The sequence below is a fragment of the Senegalimassilia sp. genome, from assembly GCF_977052095.1.
The window spans coordinates 29,884-45,933 of sequence record NZ_CDRSTZ010000002.1 but is presented as its reverse complement, the minus strand read 5'-3'; the positions used below and the strand labels follow the sequence as shown (position 1 = coordinate 45,933).

At 62.3% G+C, this 16,050-nt stretch carries 12 protein-coding genes; 3 read left to right on the top strand and 9 right to left on the bottom strand.

The window, feature by feature from the left end; all coding sequences use genetic code 11:
* Positions 1-32: 32 nt before the first annotated feature.
* Positions 33-1,328 carry an ATP-binding protein gene (locus tag ACWI6D_RS00770; RefSeq protein ID WP_449133298.1) on the bottom strand — a complete coding sequence of 432 codons (1,296 nt, stop codon included), beginning with the start codon at positions 1,326-1,328 and terminating at the stop codon, positions 33-35.
* A 784-nt stretch (positions 1,329-2,112) separates the two neighbouring features.
* Here ACWI6D_RS00770 and ACWI6D_RS00765 point away from each other — a divergent pair.
* On the top strand, positions 2,113-2,517 hold the full coding sequence (locus ACWI6D_RS00765; RefSeq protein ID WP_302718536.1) for a PaaI family thioesterase: 405 nt from the start codon (positions 2,113-2,115) through the stop codon (positions 2,515-2,517).
* A gap of 285 nt (positions 2,518-2,802) precedes the next feature.
* Here ACWI6D_RS00765 and ACWI6D_RS00760 read toward each other — a convergent pair whose 3' ends face one another.
* From ACWI6D_RS00760 to ACWI6D_RS00725, 8 genes are all read right to left on the bottom strand, one after another.
* Positions 2,803-4,116: an SLC13 family permease gene (locus ACWI6D_RS00760; protein WP_449133297.1), complete on the bottom strand. Its 1,314-nt coding sequence runs from the start codon at positions 4,114-4,116 to the stop codon at positions 2,803-2,805.
* A 184-nt stretch (positions 4,117-4,300) separates the two neighbouring features.
* The gene (gene queA / locus ACWI6D_RS00755) at positions 4,301-5,443 is read right to left on the bottom strand and encodes a tRNA preQ1(34) S-adenosylmethionine ribosyltransferase-isomerase QueA (protein WP_449133296.1); all 1,143 of its coding nucleotides are present in this window, start codon (positions 5,441-5,443) and stop codon (positions 4,301-4,303) included.
* Between the two features lie 311 nt (positions 5,444-5,754).
* Positions 5,755-5,901: a hypothetical protein gene (locus tag ACWI6D_RS00750; protein WP_449133295.1), complete on the bottom strand. Its 147-nt coding sequence runs from the start codon at positions 5,899-5,901 to the stop codon at positions 5,755-5,757.
* 193 nt (positions 5,902-6,094) lie between these two features.
* Entirely contained in the window at positions 6,095-7,159 is a 1,065-nt protein-coding gene (gene ychF / locus ACWI6D_RS00745) for a redox-regulated ATPase YchF (protein WP_449133294.1), read from the bottom strand.
* Positions 7,160-7,411: 252 nt separating this feature from the next.
* Positions 7,412-7,795 (bottom strand): VOC family protein, encoded by a 384-nt coding sequence (locus ACWI6D_RS00740; RefSeq protein WP_129425071.1) that lies wholly within the window; start codon positions 7,793-7,795, stop codon positions 7,412-7,414.
* Positions 7,796-8,138: 343 nt separating this feature from the next.
* Positions 8,139-8,675, bottom strand: coding sequence for a rubrerythrin (gene rbr, locus ACWI6D_RS00735; RefSeq protein WP_302935780.1), 537 nt, complete (start codon positions 8,673-8,675; stop codon positions 8,139-8,141).
* A gap of 319 nt (positions 8,676-8,994) precedes the next feature.
* A complete protein-coding gene (locus ACWI6D_RS00730) occupies positions 8,995-10,053 on the bottom strand; it encodes a branched-chain amino acid aminotransferase (RefSeq protein ID WP_302719049.1) in 1,059 nt (352 codons plus the stop codon).
* A gap of 473 nt (positions 10,054-10,526) precedes the next feature.
* On the bottom strand, positions 10,527-11,909 hold the full coding sequence (locus ACWI6D_RS00725) for a sodium-dependent transporter (protein ID WP_449133293.1): 1,383 nt from the start codon (positions 11,907-11,909) through the stop codon (positions 10,527-10,529).
* Between the two features lie 656 nt (positions 11,910-12,565).
* On the opposite strand from ACWI6D_RS00725, the gene ACWI6D_RS00720 reads away from it, so the two are divergent.
* Both ACWI6D_RS00720 and ACWI6D_RS00715 read left to right on the top strand, forming a co-directional pair.
* On the top strand, positions 12,566-13,348 hold the full coding sequence (locus ACWI6D_RS00720) for an ABC transporter ATP-binding protein (protein WP_449133292.1): 783 nt from the start codon (positions 12,566-12,568) through the stop codon (positions 13,346-13,348).
* A 9-nt stretch (positions 13,349-13,357) separates the two neighbouring features.
* Positions 13,358-16,021 carry an FtsX-like permease family protein gene (locus tag ACWI6D_RS00715; protein WP_449133291.1) on the top strand — a complete coding sequence of 888 codons (2,664 nt, stop codon included), beginning with the start codon at positions 13,358-13,360 and terminating at the stop codon, positions 16,019-16,021.
* Positions 16,022-16,050 lie beyond the last annotated feature (29 nt).

Genomic DNA, 16,050 nt, shown 5'->3' with positions numbered 1-16,050 from the left:
CGTTTTTCGCGACACACTTCAGACAGCTGCACTCATTCGTCTAGACCTTGGGCGGTTAGACACGTTATGGGGACCACGAACACGCCATCGTTGCGGCGCATCGCGTAGCCGCCCGGCGTCAAAACCGCGCAAAATGCAGGCTCGCCCATAACCGTCGTGTCAATCTTCTCCTTCAGCGCAAGCAGGCTTTTTGCGCCGTCATCAGCGAACGCCGACCCGAGTTTCACCTCGAACAGGGCGTAGCGGCCGTCTCTCAGCTGAACCACCGCATCCGCCTCGCGGCCCGATTCGTCATGGTAATGAAACACTTCTCCACCGAGAACCTGCGCATACACGCGTAAATCCCTTACGCACAGCGATTCGAACAGAAGCCCCATCGTCGACGTATCCATAAGCAGCGCCCTCGGCCCAATGCCAAGTGCAGCCGCGGCGATGGAGGGGCACGTAAAATGGCGCGTCGGCGTCTTCGTTATGCGGGATCTGGCATGCAGCGAAGGCGTCCAGGCCGAAAGCTCTTGAATGACGTACAGCCTTCTCAATGCCGCAAGGTACCCGTTTACTGTGTCTCGCGATAAGTCGATATCGCGGTTCTTCAAGTCTTTGTTGATGGATGTCTGAGTTGCCTGCGACGAAACCACGCGAGCGTACTCCTGCATGATCAAGCGGGCATATTGCGGATTTCGGCTCACCCCATCGGCACGAGAAATATCCTGCTCCGCGATGGAGGTCAGGTAGTCGCGAGCAAGCTCAAGCGAGTCTTCCTTATCGGGCAAAGTCACCGCACGAGGCCAGCCGCCACGGCATATGAGGTACGCCATCTCTTCAACATCGCATTCGGAATACCCCGAGCAGTCGGTTTCACCGTTAAACAGCGCCGCCAGCGACACCTCGGCGGTAGAGTCCCTCGATTCCGCAAGGCTCATAGGGCTCATATCGACCGATGCAATTCGGCCAGCGCCAGAATGCGAAGGCGCCGAGGCGGGGGTTGCAGATCCCGTCAGCAAAAAGCGTCCCGGCTCATCGCATTCGTCGACAGCAAACCGGACAGCATCCCAAAGCTGCGGCGCATCCTGCCACTCGTCGATAAGATGCGGAGCTGCACCTTCAAGCAGCACCGAGGGCTTCGTGTTTGCAAGCAGCAGATAATCTTGCCGCTTATCGGGATCCTGCATCATCGTCCAACTTGATGCGTGCTGCAATGCAGACTGGGTTTTACCGCACCATTTCGGTCCCCTGACCTCAACAGCGCCGATATACCCCAGCTTTCGCTCAATAAGCCTATCAACAAAGCGAGGAAGATACCGATTTGAATTCAATTTCGCACTCATAGCAGGGTCCTTCTTGCGAAAACAACCGATTGCAAAGATTATAACCAACCAATTGCGAGGTTTTCAACCAACCGATTGCGAAGCTTTTGACCAACTGATTGCGAAACAACTTTGCTACGGCGTCATCGTCGACATCGACCCGTCAGCGTTTTTCGCATACGCATGCGAAAAAAAACACCAGGCCATTCGTTTTAGCAATGCAATCCAATCTCTTGGCACTAACACAACCATTTTTAGCTGCTATTTGTACATTATCACAACTAAATTTTGGCAGCATTTTGCATTTTCACAACTTTGGCGAAGGGCTTGAGTGCCTCGCAGCAGCTTCGCAAATTGCATAAGCGTGCTTGAGTACCCATATGGCTTAGCACTCGCCTTGACGAGCCCCAGTGCCTTCGCGTTTGAATAGCCCCCGTTCGTCACAGTATCAAATATCCACCCCCGCGCACGGCGGCAGTGGAAATATGGCACCCTGCCGTATGTTTGCCGCGCCTTTGCGCGCACAATAGCCGACCGATCCGGAATGCGCCTTGCCAACCCAATTGAACGCGCTTTTGCTGGTGTCAAAAGTATTACGTTTTCATAATACTTTTGGCACCGTGGCTCGCTCCGTTATTTGGCTATAGCCGCACGCCGCTATTGAATCGGCGAATTCAATAGCAGGCTGGGGTTGCGGGGCGCGAATTGCGGGGCGTTGGCGCGCTGCTAGTGTTAGCATGGGTTGCAGGGATTGCCGGCGCGGGGTTTGCGACCGGCATGCGAGGGTTCAAGCCAAGGAGGGACCATGGCATTCGAGGACGAAAAAGATCCGTATTGCACCAGCGACAGGTTCGCCACGAAAAACGGCATGAAGGTGGTTGAGCTGGGCGAAGACAGCGCCACCGCTACCATGACCATCGACGAGTCGTTCTTAAACGGCATCGGCATCCCCATGGGCGGGTGCTATTTCACGCTGGGCGACTACTCGTTCGGCGCGGCGTGCCACTACATTAAGAACGAGATTGTGACGCTGAATTCGCAGATCGACTTCATCGCGTCGGCGCAGCTGGGCGACACGGTGTACGCGCGCTGCCATTGCGTGTCGGCCACGCGCCGCACCATGCGCTACGAGGTTGAGATGACCGACCAGAACGGCAAGCTGCTGGCACTTATGCACGTGACGGGCTACCGCAAGGGCCACAAGAAGTAGTGGATGCCGGCGGCGAAACCGGCGCCTATTGCGTTTGCCGCGATCGAAAGCTCCTGCTACTTGGGAACAAACCCAGGTGGCAGGGGCTTTTTTGGTGCGGGGCCGATGGATAACAGTTGTGGGCGGTTTTTGACGATGATTTTACGCTAGCTCTTCGGTTGTGGTTGGTTATCGATAAGGTTTCGTGCATTCACGAAAAGAAATGGCTGGTCGTGATGCGGCGCTTACCAATAGCACGCGGCCAAACCGCCAGCAACCGAACAGGACATGCAATGGCATCGAACGCTATGCCGTAGGCCCAAAAACAAACGCCAACGCCAGAAGCGCCGTCAGAAACGCTACGTTGACCAGGGTGAACGTGCGCAGGTAGTGCGTGCGGATGCCGGCTCGGCCGACTGAGACGGCCTTGAACGTGATAAGACTTGCCATGGACGCGATGAGCGTGCCCAGGCCGCCGAGGTTCGTGCCCACGATAAGCGCCGACCACCGGTCGGTGAACCCCGACAACAGCACGGCGGCGGGCACGTTGCTGATGACCTGGCTGGCGCCGACGGCCGCCAGCAGCGCGTTGCCGTCTACCGCCGCGACCAACGCGTCATGCAGCAGCGGCACGCGCGCCATGTTGCCCACGAACACGAACAGCGCCACGAACGTGGCAAGCAGCCCCCAATCGACGCGACGCAGCAAACTGGCGTCGGACAGCGCCGTTGCCAGCAACACCACTGCCAGCAGCACGCGCACGTCTAGCACACCGGCTACGGAGGCAAGGCAGGCGATGAATAGCGCCAGGTAGAGCGCGAATCGGATGGGATGGGTGGTGAATTCGAAAGGTTTCGTCTGGCCGCCAGGGCGTTCGCCTTCGGAAAAGCCCGGCCCACTCGGCGAGCAGAATGTTCTGGCATCGTTCGCATCTGCATTGCTTTCGCGACGAGCTTGCTGTCGATTGCGGACAACCGCGACCGGGCTCGTCACGCTTTCGGACTTCGCCAGCCCCTTCCCCTTCGCCATCTGGGTAGGTTTTTCGCGAAACGCCAGCGCGATCACGGCAGTCAACAAAGCGGCCGACGCTAACGTGTACGGGGCCATGAGCTGGAGAAACTCGCTTATGCTCACGCCCGACGCCGTGAACAGGTACAGGTTTTGCGGGTTGCCGACGGGCGTGAGCATGCTGCCCAGATTCGCCGCCACCGTCATGAGCGTGGCCACCAGGCACAGGCGCGCTTCCATGTTCGCGCGACGCAGCACCACCAACGCCAGCGGCACGAACGTGATGAGCGCCACGTCGTTCGTCACCAACATGCTGGCGAAAAACGCGAGGGCCGCCAGCGCCGTGGCCACAGCTCGCGGCGTGCGGGCGCGCGCGACCAGCCAAGCGCCCGCCGCGTCCAGCACGCCGAGTTTACGGAAGCCCGCCACCACCGTCATCAGGCAAAACAGCAGCGCAAGCGTATGCCAGTCGATGTAGCGCGCATAAGCGGCGTCCGGCAGCACCAGCGCGCAGGACGCCAGCGCGGCTGTGGCCGCCACCGCCAGCACGGCCTCGCGCGCAAGAAAGGCGCGGATGCGGGTCGCAATGGACCCACGGGGCCGCTTGTCCATGCTGCGCTCCTTTCTTCGCCGCTCGACTGATTAAAACGTGCTTGCCATCAGGTGTTTTGCGGCTGGTCAGCAGCGCTTTCCGTAAACCCTGATAAAGCAAAGAAGGGGTCGGCATTGCCCTGCCGGCCCCTTCCGCGGCTGCCACACAAGCTAGCCTGCCCGCAAAACGCTCAGGCGCCGGCGGCTATTTGATGAACATCGCGTCGCCGAACGAGAGCATGCGGTAACGCTCGCTGATGGCGTGCCGGTATGCGTTCATGACGTTCTCGCGACTGCTGAAGGCGCTGACCAGCATCATGAGCGTGCTGCGCGGCACGTGGAAGTTCGTGATGAGCGCGTCGACCACGTGGAACTGGCTGCCGGGCAGCAGGTACAGGCTGGTAGCGTCGCGGTTGCGCGGCGTGATGGCGCCCTGCCCGTCGTTCGCGGCCGGGTCCCACGCACTTTCCAAGCTGCGCACGCTGGTGGTGCCTACCGCGATGACGCGCCCGCCCGCGGCGTGCGTGCGGTTGATGGCGTCAACCGTTTTCTGCGGCACGGTGTAGAACTCGGTGTGCATCTTGTGCGCCAGCGGGTCTTCCTCGTCGACGATGCGGAACGTGTCGAGGCCCACTTCCAGCTCGACGGTTTCCCAGTCGATGCCCTTGGCCTTGACGCGCTCGATGAGCTCGGGCGTAAAGTGCAGGCCGGCCGTGGGCGCAGCGGCCGAGCTTTCGCGGCGCGAATAGACAGTTTGGTAGAGCTCTTCGTCGCCGGCGTAGTGCTTGATGTACGGCGGCAGCGGCGTGTGACCAACCGCGTGAAGTGCCTGGTCAAGCGAGGGATGCGTCGTAGTCAGGCGTGCGACGCGCTCGCCGCGCTGGGCGCCTTCGGCCCAGTCGATGATCTCGGCGGATAGCGCCACGTTGCCTTCGGCGTCCGTGAAGTCGACAACGGCCCCGCTGCCGGGCTTCAAGCGCTTGCCCGGGCGCACGAGCACTTCCCAGATGGCTTGCTGGTTTTCGCCGGGCGCAGGCTGGCCCGCAATGTGCGGCACATCGGCGTATTTCGTTGCTTTCTCGCCCATGAGCTGGCGCAACAGGAACACCTCGGACTGCCCGCCCGTGCCGCGCTTCGCGCCAAGCAGGCGCGCGGGCATGACGCGGGTTTCGTTGGCCACCAGCAGATCGCCGGGGTTGAGGTAGTCGATGATGTCGCGGAAGATGCGGTCCTCAAGCGCGCCCGTTTGCCGGTCCATCACCAGCATGCGGCACGCGTCGCGCACCGCCGCCGGCTCCTGCGCAATGAGCTCCTGAGGGAGATCGTAGTCGAAATCACTCGTCTTCATCGAGCCACCAACCTTCCTCGCAGGCCTTGCGCTGCGCTTCGCGCTGCTCGGGTTCGAACAGCCCACTGGGCTGTTCGATAGTCGAAATCGTTTGTTTTCATCGAATCCACCATCCTCGCGAACCCCGCGCCGCGCGGCATCAGGGCATATGAAAAGCCGCAAACCGCGGCCACATTATCGAACGCAAGGATTATACGACAGCGCGGCCGCGCGCGGCCAACATTGCTGCAAGCTACACGTCTAGGGAGTAGTCGGCGGGTTGGGGTTTGGCGCAAAGGAAGCCTTGGGAGCAGCACGAGCACTTTCATCGGCTAGCCCACCAGCGCATCGGCCGCCGCAAGCAGTTCGCGTCCGTTGTTCGAGAACAAATCGACGGGCCACTTGTGCCAAATCTCATCAGTGCTGGCAAGCGCCCCCTTCACCACGTCAGCACGAGCCCCGTTCGTTCGTAACCGCAAACGGCTCATTCATCCCGATAATTGCACTATTCCCAATATACAACAGCACGCAAACAGTTCGGGGCGAAACCCAAGCGCCTTTGTCGACTTTGCGCGCAAGCCCTCCCACAAAGCTCACGCAAACCCCAACAAGAGAAAAGGAGCCCCGACAACGGGGCTCCTTTTGGAAGCAATCGCTTTGTTCGCGAACGCTTTATACGTTGAACTTGAAATGCATGACGTCGCCGTCTTGCACGACGTATTCTTTGCCTTCTTGACGCAGCTTGCCGGCGTTGCGGCAGCCCAGTTCGCCGCCGAGTTCGACGTAGTCGGCATACGACGCGGTTTCGGCCTTGATGAAGCCGCGCTCGAAGTCGGAGTGGATGACGCCGGCGGCCTGCGGGGCCTTCGCGCCGATGGGGATGGTCCAAGCACGTGTTTCCGTTTCGCCGCTGGTGAAGTAGCTTTGCAGGCCCAGCAGCTTGTAGGCGCTGCGAACCAGGCGTGCCAAGCCCGACTCCTCAAGGCCCATGGCCTCCAGGTACTCCTTGGCTTCGGCCGGGTCGAGTTCGGCCAGGTCAGCCTCAACCTTCGCCGAAATGGGCACCGGCTGGCAGCCGTCAATCTCGGCCAGATCGGCATCAAGGGCGTCCTCGTCGACGTTGGCGATGTACAGGATGGGCTTCATGGTAAGCAGGTGCAGGTCGTAGATGGCGTCCTGCTCGTCCTCGTCAAGGCCGAGCGTGCGGGCGCGATGGCCCTCGTTGAGGCCCTCGAGCACCTTCTTCGCCACCTCAAGCTTCTTCACGCCCGCCTTGTCGCGCTTCGCTTCCTTCTCCAGGCGCGGCAGAGCCTTGTCCAGCGTGCCGATGTCGGCCAGAATGAGCTCGGTTTTGATGGTTTCCACGTCCGACGTGGGGTTCACGCGGCCGTCGACGTGCACAACGTCGGGGTCGCTGAAGAAGCGCACAACCTCGCAGATGGCATCCGTCTCGCGGATGTTCGCCAGGAACTGGTTGCCCAGGCCCTCGCCCTGGCTGGCGCCCGCCACCAGGCCGGCGATGTCGACGAACTCGACCGTGGCCGGGACGATTTTGGCGGGGTGGTCGATTTCGGCCAGCTTCTCCAGGCGGTTGTCGGGCACGGGCACGATGCCGACGTTGGGCTCGATGGTGGCGAAGGGGTAGTTGGCTGCCAGGTCGCCCTTGTTCGTGAGGGCCGTGAACAGCGTGGACTTGCCGACGTTGGGCAGGCCCACGATACCGATGGAAAGCGACATGCTGAAACTTCCTAACTCGTGAAATACGTACCCGCCATCATACCGCAAACGCCGCGCCCGCGCGCGGGCGGATTGCGGGCTGGCGCGGCGAGCACGCGAAGTCGCGAACGGGGGCAAGCGGCTGCAAGGGGAACGGCCGCATCGCGAAACGGCAACGCAGCTGCGAGGTTCGCCGCCCGGCGCAAGACCTGCGCGGCCGCGGTCGGCAACCTTGCCTGAAGGGCGCAGCCGGCGCGCCGCCTTCGCCCTTCCCTATTCGCCGAACGAGAAGTCGCCGGGGATGATCTCGATCCAGGAGCCGTCGGGGTCGGCGATGAAGTAAATGCCCATGCGCGGGTTGTCGAACACGATGCAGCCCATGTCCTCGTGCAGCTTGCGCGCGGCTTCCATGTCGTCGACGGCGAAGGCGATGTGCGTGTCGCGCCCGCCGTTTGCGTAGGGCTCGGTGCGACCGCGGTTCCACGTCAGCTCGATCTCGAACGGCGACTGGTCGTTGACCAGGTACGTGTTCGACCACGAGCCGTCGTCGGGGCCCATTTCGTGCGCCACGTGGAAGCCGAGCGCGCGCTCGTAAAACGCGATGGACGCTTCCTTATCAAGCACGTGGATGCACCAGTGGATGATGCGAGCCTTCATGGTGAAGTCCTTTCGTCGGGGTTTTCGCTTGCCGAACAGTGTGCCGCAAGCGCAAGCGGCAGCGCGAGCGCAAACGCGCGAATAGCGGGGAATTCCACGAAGCAGCGTTTGCCGAAGCTAGCCGAGCGCGGCACACGGAAGACGGCACCCTGGCCGAGCGGTATCGCTTGTACTGAGAACGCGGCTAGCTTTGGACGGGTAGCCGGGTTATTCTCTGCCGCAACCAACCGCTGCAAAAAGCGCTCGCCCATCTTTGGCGGCCAGCATAAGAAAAGCCGCCCTTGGGGCGGCTTTTCTCGTATGACCTGCGGTTTTGCGGGCGCTATCTTGGAGACGCAGTGGCCTAGAAGTTCTCAGCCGCGATCTCGAAGTAGGCTTGCGGATGGGCGCACACGGGGCAGACGTCGGGGGCCTGCGTGCCCACGACGATGTGGCCGCAGTTGCGGCATTCCCACACCTTGACCTCGCTCTTTTCGAACACCTGCGCGGTCTCCACGTTGTGCAGCAGCGCGCGGTAGCGCTCCTCGTGGTGCTTTTCGATGGCGCCAACCTGGCGGAACTTCTCGGCCAGCTCCGGGAAGCCCTCTTCCTCGGCCGTCTTGGCAAAGCCGTCGTACATGTCGGTCCACTCGTAGTTCTCGCCCTCGGCGGCAGCGGTCAGGTTCTCGGCCGTGGTGCCGATGCCCTCAAGCTCGCGCAGCCACATCTTGGCGTGGTACTGCTCGTTGGCCGACGTCTTGCGGAAGATCTCGGCGATCTGCTCGTAGCCTTCCTTCTTCGCCACCGACGCGAAATACGTGTACTTGTTCGTGGCCTGCGACTCGCCGGCAAACGCCGCCTGCAGGTTCTTCTCGGTCTGCGTTCCTGCGTACTTGCTCATGAGAAACCCCTCTCGCTGTATGTGGGCCCGCCGCGCACGTCGCGCTCGGTGCCCCGGTTTCCGTCCCTAGATGGTACGAGCCAGCGCGCCACGGGGCAACCCTCTCCGCGAAAACGCAACGCAAGCGTTGCCGGATGGGCAACGAAATGTGGGGACGAAGGCGCTGGCAGACGGGCGCATGGGCCAGCAACCTGCACGCAACAGGGCGCACACTAAACCGCCCTTCCGCGTTCGCCATGCCAGCGAGCCCACGCACAAAGAAGGGCGGCCCCGTGGGAGCCGCCCTTCACATGTGGTTATGTTGTTAACAACCGCGCGACTAGTCGACGTCGATCTTGCAGACCCAGTTGTGCTTGTCTTCCAGGTCGCCGTCCTGGATGCCGGTGAGGGTTTCACGCAGCTTCTTCATGACCGGGCCGATCTCGGTGCAGCCAGCCGGGAACGTGACCTCCTGGTCGGCGCCGTACACCTTGTTGTCGATCTGGCCGACGGGGCTGATAACAGCCGCCGTGCCGCACAGGCCGCACTCGACGAATTCGCCGCTGGCAACCTCTTCCCAGGTCACGTAGCGCTCGTCGACGGTCATGCCCAGGTCCTTGGCCACCTGCACCAGGCTGCGGCGCGTGATGGACGGCAGGATGGAGTCGGTGTGGGACTTCGGCACCACCAACGTGCCGTCTTCCTTCACGAACAGGACGTTCGCGCCGCCGGTTTCCTCGATGTAGGTGCGGCTCTGCGAATCCAGGTAGATGTTCTCGGCGTAGCCGTTGCGGTGCGCTTCCATGGTGGGGCGCAGCGACATGGCGTAGTTCAGGCCGGCCTTGATGTTGCCGGTGCCGTGCGGTGCGGCGCGGTCGTACTCGGAGACGCGCAGCTTGATGGGCTTCAGGCCGCCCTTGAAGTACGGGCCGACAGGCGTGACCAGGATGCGGAAGGTGTATTCCGGCGCAGGAGCAACGCCGATGACCTCGCCGGAGCCGATCATGAACGGGCGCACGTACAGCGTGGCGCCAGAGCCGAACGGCGGCACCCACGCGGCGTTGGCCTTCACGACCTGCTTGACGGCGTCGACGAACTTGTCCTTCGGGAAGCCGGGCATTTCCAGGCGCTGAGCGGAGTCGAACATGCGCTCGGCGTTCATGTCGGGGCGGAAGCACACGATGGTGCCGTCGGCCGTGGTGTAGGCCTTCAAGCCCTCGAACACTTCCTGGCAATAATGGAAGATGCCGGCGCACTCGGAAAGGTGCAGGTCATGATCGGTGGTCAGACCGCCCTCGTCCCATTCGCCGTCCTTCCAATGGGCCTCGTAGCTGTAGTCGGTCTGGTGGTAGCCGAAGTCGAGGCTGCCCCAGTCAAGATCTTTCTTCTCGACCGTCATCGTGATGCTCCTTCGTGAAACGTGCAAGTAATGCTAATGCACAACTTTACACCCAAACCGATAGGGAAACGGGGATTAACTGGGCGCACGCGCCGCGTTTTGCGCCTGGCGGCGCGCGAATTAACACGTTGGAAACAATCGGGAAGCCGCCGGCAAGAGGAATGTTCGAGCCCTGCGTTATCGCGCTTGCTTGCGACGCGCCAGATAGCGCCGCAAAGCACTTTGACTTGACCTGGGGAAATGCGCGCCACTTTTAGGACCGCGCTCCGAGAAAGGAATTAAGTCCCAAACTCGAGCGAGTTTGTGCGCGACGAGGTCCCTCCCACACGTTCCGGAGACCCCGGCGGCACGAAAAAAGGAGGGCGGCCGCTGCCACCCTCCTTTGAACGTGAGCCTTTTCGCCGTCGTCCCCCGCAAAAAGCGCGGCACGCCTTCGACGCCCCGCAGCGCAAGCCGCGCATCGCGCGATCGCGCTACATGCTGAACAGGCCGAACTGCGCTGCCACGTAGGCAAGCAGAATGATGACCAGCAGCACCGGCGCGATGTACTTCACCATGACGGTGAACATCTTCTCGGCCTTGAAGGGGCTGGAGATTTTGACCTCGTCGATGATGGCTTTCGGCTTGATAACCCAGCCGACGAACACGCAGGCCAGAAGCGCGGCGATGGGCATCATCACCGAGTTCGAGATGAAGTCGAGGAAGTCCAGGATGGTGCTGCCCGGGCCAAGCGGCTGGATCATGGCCAGCTGGCAATAGCCTAGGTTCACGATCATGGCCATAATAAAGATGAACGCCATGGTGATGCCGAGCGCCTTTTTGCGCGTGGTGTGCGCGCTGTCCTGCACGATGGACACGCACGTTTCCGTCAACGAGATGGAGCTGGTCAGCGCGGCAAACACCACCAGCAGGAAGAACAGAAAGCCCATAACCGAGGCGATGCCGCCCATCTGGTCGAACACGTTCGGCAAGATGATGAACATGAGAGACGGGCCGGACTTCGACGCCACGGCATCGGCCGAGCCCATGGCCACGAACGCGGCGGGCACGATCATGAGGCCGGCCAAAAACGCGTAGCCGGTGTCGAAGATCTCGATGTGGCGCACGGACTGCTCAAGGTCGTCGGACTTCTGCATGTAGGAGCCGTACGTGATCATGATGCCCATGGCCAGCGACAAGCTGTAGAACATCTGCCCCAGCGCGGCCACCACCAGCTGCACGCTGAACTTGCTGAAGTCTGGCGTGAGATAGTAGGCCAGGCCGTCGATGGCGCCGGGCATAGTCAGCTCGTAGATGCAGATGCCCACGGTCATGACCAGCAGGATGGGCATGAGGATGCGGTTAGCGCGCTCGATGCCGTTTTTCACGCCAAGCGCCACGATGGCGAACACGATTGCCAAAAACGCGACGGCCCAGATGAAGCTTTCGCCGCCGCCCGAGATGAAGTTCGTGAAGTACGTGCCGCCGTCGGCCAGCGCCGCCGAGCCGTCGGTGATGTAGGCACCGGCGTACTTGAGCACCCAACCGCCGATGATGCAGTAATACGGCACGATGATGAACGGAATTGCCGAGGTCAGAATGCCGATGAACGCGTATTTCTTGCCGAACGACTTGAACGCGCCCAGCGCGCTTTGACCTGTTTTGCGGCCGAGCGCGGCCTCAAGCATCATCAGCGTGAAGCCGAACGACACCACCAGCACCACATAGGTAATAAGGAACACACCGCCGCCGTATTTCGCCGCCAAGTACGGGAAACGCCACAGGTTTCCCAAGCCGATGGCCGACGCGGCGGCCGCCAAGATAAACGCCCACTTGCCGGACCACGCCGCACGCGCGGCGCCTGATTTCGATGCCATGATGTCCTCCGTTCCTGGCGCGCCATCGCCTGCGCGCCGCAAGCGACTCCCCCGCTTGCCTTCGTTCGCCGGCCTTTCCACCGGCGCATTTGCGTATAAGACGGAAAGTATAGGCCTGCCAGCGAAAACCGGTAAGTAACTGCACACATTTTCGGAATACGGTGCATTTCGGCGGATTACGGAGAGGCGTTTGTTCGCTTGCTGTTCGAAACTATCGCGTTGTGCGTAGGTTGGCCACGGCCAGGCGTCTGATTCCGGCCGCATCGAGCGCAAATGGCGGCAGTGCGGGCGGGTTGCTGCCTTCAACCTACGCACTTCGCGTAGGTTTCGTTCGGGGATTACTCGGGAAGTCGATTTCGAACTATCGCGTTGTGCGTAGGTTCGAGACGGAAGGCGTGCTGTCGCGTTTGCGCCGTTGGCGTTTTCCCTGGTCGGCCTTTTCGCCCCGCCCTGCTCCCCGACGAGCCGCCAACGACCTACGCACTTCGCGATGGTTTCGAGCCTAAGGGCCCGAAAGCGCTACGCAAGAGCCAGCTTCGCCACATAGGGTGTTGCCTATTGTCACCCATGGGTAACCTGTGCTATATAGTTAGGTTATGGAAACTAGCGGAGCACAACGCACCGAAACGCAAAACGCCTGATAGAAGGAGCACGCTATGGGCATGAACGACGCCCCCGCACAGCAATCCCCCACCGCAACGAATTCGCCCACTGACGTGCCGAACGCTGCACCCGCGAACCCGTACTTGCAGGTCAGCGGCTTGTGCAAGCATTATGGCGAAGGCGAGGCGCGCGTGAGCGTGCTGCACGACGTCAGCTGCGCCGTGGGCGCCGGGGAAATCTGCGTGCTGCTGGGCCCTTCGGGCAGCGGCAAGTCGACGTTTCTCAACCTGGTGGGCGGGCTGGAAGCCGCCGACGCCGGGTCCATCACGGTGGGCGGCACGGAGCTCACGGCGCTCACGCCCAAGCAGCTCGGCGAATACCGCCGCGACAAGCTGGGGTTCGTCTTCCAGTTCTACAACCTGGTGCCCGACCTTACCATCCGCGAGAACATTGAGGTCACAGCCCATCTTTCCGCAAACCCGCTGCCCATCGATGACCTGCTGCGCAGCCTGGGCCTCTACGAGCACCGCGCGAAGTTTCCGCGCCAAGTTTCCGGCGGCCAACAGCAGCGTTGCGCCATCGGCCGCGCGCTCGTGAAGAACCCCGGCCTGCTGCTGTGCGACGAGCCCACCGGCGCGCTGGACTACCAAACGTCGAAGGAAATCCTCGAGCTTATGGAAACCGTCAACCGCGACTTCGGCTGCACCGTCGTCATCGTCACGCACAACGACGCCATCAAGCACATGGCGCACCGCGTGCTGCGCCTGCGCGACGGGCAGCTGGTCGAAAACGTCGTGAACGCCGAGCGCATGCGTGCGCGCGACCTGACGTGGTAGGAGGCTGTCATGGCATCGCCTTTGCGCAAGCGCTTTCCGCGCGAAATGCGGAATAACCTGGGTAAATACCTGGGAATCTTCCTGCTGATGTCCGTGACCATCGCGCTGACGTCGGGCTTTCTGACCGCCGCGCACTCCATCAGCGTCATCATCGACGACATCCCGACCACCTACCACGTGGAAGACGGCCGCTTCACCACCGCGTTCGAAGCCACCGACGCCCAGCTTGATGCCGCGCGCGGCGCGGCCGAGGACGCAGGCGGCATCGACATGTTCGCCAACTGGTCGATCGACGCGGATTGCGCGGCCGAAAGCAACGACGGGCGCGACTGCACGTTGCGAACTTACGTGCACCGCACCGACGTTGACCTGGCCGCATACGCCGAGGGGCGCGTGCCCGAGGCCGCCGACGAAGTGGCCGTCGACCGCGTGTTCGCGCAGAACAACGATGTGCGCGTGGGCGACGCCATCACGCTCAACGGGCGCAGTTTCACCGTGTGCGGCATCATGACCACCCCCGACAACCAGGCGCTGTTCCAGAACAACTCGGACTTCACGGTGAACACGCTGACGTTCGGCGTGGCCGAAGCGTCCGATGCGGGCTTCGCCGCCCTGCGCGCGGACGGGCAGCAGCCGGCATTCACGTACTCGTTCACGTTCCGCAGCCCCGACCTGACGCTGGCCGAGCGCACGGACGCGGAAAAGGACATGGTGCGCGCGCTGGCCGACGCCGACGCCACCGTGAATGACCTGACCGACGCCGCGTCGAACCAGGGCATCGGGTACGCCGCCGACGACGTGTCGGGCGACTCCACCATGTGGAGCGTGCTTTTGTACATCATCATCGCCATCATGGCGTTCGTGTTCGTGGTGCTGACCTCGGGCACCATCGAGGAGGAAAGCGCCATCATCGGCACGCTTCTGGCCAGCGGTTATCGCCGGCGCGAGCTGGTGGCGCACTACCTGGCGCTGCCGTGCGCCGTGGGCGTGGCCGCTGCCGTGGTGGGCAACGTGGCGGGCTTCACGCTGATGAGCGAGCCCATGCGCAACCTGTATTACGGCAGCTACAGCCTGCCGCCGTACTACGCCACGTGGAGCTGGGGCGTGTTCGCGAAAACGACGGTGGTGCCCGTGGCCGTGCTGGTGTTCATCACGCTGGCGGGGCTTGTGCGCAAGATGCGCCACACGCCGCTGGAGTTTTTGCGCCACGAAACCAGCAAAGGCGGCGTGAAGCGCGGGCTTGCGCTGCCTGAGCGGCTGGGGTTCACCGCGCGGTTCCGGCTGCGCGTGTTTTTGCGCAACCTGGGGAACTTCGCCACGCTGTTCATCGGCATCGGGTTTGCCAGCATGCTGCTGCTGTTTTCGCTGGCTATCTTGCCGACCATGACGCACTACGCGGAAAACCTGCGCAGCAACGTGGTGGCCGAGCACGAGTACACGCTGAAGGCGCCGCTTGAGCTTGAGGGCACCGACGACGAGCGCGCCGCGTGGTCGGCGGTCGACGAGCTGGCGAACGTGGAGGGCGGCAAGCTTTCCGCCGCGGCCGATGCCGCCGACGAGCTTTCGCGTGCGGGCGATGCGCTGCAGGCGGCCGCCGATGCGCTTGCCGCAACGCCTACGGCCGAGGGGCTTGCAGCGGCGCAGCAGGCGCAGGATGCGGCGGCGGCCGCACAGGACCGCCTGTACGAGCGCGTGGACGATATTGCCGCTGACCTGGGAAAATCGCGCAATGACGTCGTTGAGCTGCTGCAGGATGCCGCCGATGTGGACGCCGACGGCGACAACGTGCACCCCGTGAACACGCGCGACAATGGCGCGGCGAAGATCGAGCAGGCCGAGAAGTACGCCGTGTACACGCTGGAGTATGACCGCGGTTCGGGCAACGGCACCGAAAGCATCACCGTGTATGGCGTGGCGCCCGATTCGCGCTACTGGGACGGCATAGGCGTGAGCAGCGGGCGCGCGGTGTTCGGGCGCGGGCTTGTCGACAAGTTCGGTTTCGCCGAGGGGCAGACGGTCAGCCTGTACGACAAGTACGCCGACGAAGCGCACGACGTGGTGTTCGAAGGCGACGGGTTCACGTGGGGCTCGAAGTCGGACATGGCGGTGTATATGAGCCTTGACGACTTCAACCGCCTATTCGGCAATGACACGGGCTACTTCAACGCCTACGCGTCCGACCAGCCGCTTGATCTGGACGCGCGCTATCTTGCCAGCGACTTGACGCCGGCAGACATGGACGCCATCGGCGAGCAGTTCGTAGGCATGATGGACGATATGATCGGCATGCTGGTGGGGCTTTCCGTGTTCATTTTCCTCGTGTTCATGTATTTGCTGACGAAATCAGTCATCGACCGTTCGGCGCGCGCCATCAGTTACATGAAGGTGTTCGGCTACCGCGACCGGGAAATCAGCCGCCTGTACGTGCGGTCGATCACGCTGACGGTGGCGGTGTCGCTCGTAGCGTGCCAGCCGCTTATCATCGGCGGGCTGACGGCCATCTTCCGCGCCATGCTGCTGGCGTACTCGGGCAACATCGAGATTTTCGTGCCGCTTTCCGCTATTGCAGAGGTGATAGCCATCGGGTTCGCAACGTACCTGGTGGTGGCACTGCTGCACGTGCGCCGCATCAAGCGCGTGCCGCTGGCATTGGCGCTGAAGGTGCAGGAATAAGGCAACCGTGGCCAAGCCCACCTCCCCGC

Excerpts from the sequence above, each read along its gene's own strand:
- ACWI6D_RS00740 (WP_129425071.1), bottom strand. The coding sequence starts at position 7,795 with ATGAAGGCTCGCATCATCCACTGGTGCATCCACGTGCTTGATAAGGAA.
- rbr (WP_302935780.1), bottom strand. The coding sequence starts at position 8,675 with ATGAGCAAGTACGCAGGAACGCAGACCGAGAAGAACCTGCAGGCGGCG.
- queA (WP_449133296.1), bottom strand. The coding sequence starts at position 5,443 with ATGAAGACGAGTGATTTCGACTACGATCTCCCTCAGGAGCTCATTGCG.
- ACWI6D_RS00725 (WP_449133293.1), bottom strand. The coding sequence starts at position 11,909 with ATGGCATCGAAATCAGGCGCCGCGCGTGCGGCGTGGTCCGGCAAGTGG.
- ACWI6D_RS00760 (WP_449133297.1), bottom strand. The coding sequence starts at position 4,116 with ATGGACAAGCGGCCCCGTGGGTCCATTGCGACCCGCATCCGCGCCTTT.
- ACWI6D_RS00730 (WP_302719049.1), bottom strand. The coding sequence starts at position 10,053 with ATGACGGTCGAGAAGAAAGATCTTGACTGGGGCAGCCTCGACTTCGGC.
- ACWI6D_RS00715 (WP_449133291.1), top strand. The coding sequence starts at position 13,358 with ATGGCATCGCCTTTGCGCAAGCGCTTTCCGCGCGAAATGCGGAATAAC.
- ACWI6D_RS00765 (WP_302718536.1), top strand. The coding sequence starts at position 2,113 with ATGGCATTCGAGGACGAAAAAGATCCGTATTGCACCAGCGACAGGTTC.
- ACWI6D_RS00720 (WP_449133292.1), top strand. The coding sequence starts at position 12,566 with ATGGGCATGAACGACGCCCCCGCACAGCAATCCCCCACCGCAACGAAT.
- ychF (WP_449133294.1), bottom strand. The coding sequence starts at position 7,159 with ATGTCGCTTTCCATCGGTATCGTGGGCCTGCCCAACGTCGGCAAGTCC.
- ACWI6D_RS00770 (WP_449133298.1), bottom strand. The coding sequence starts at position 1,328 with ATGAGTGCGAAATTGAATTCAAATCGGTATCTTCCTCGCTTTGTTGAT.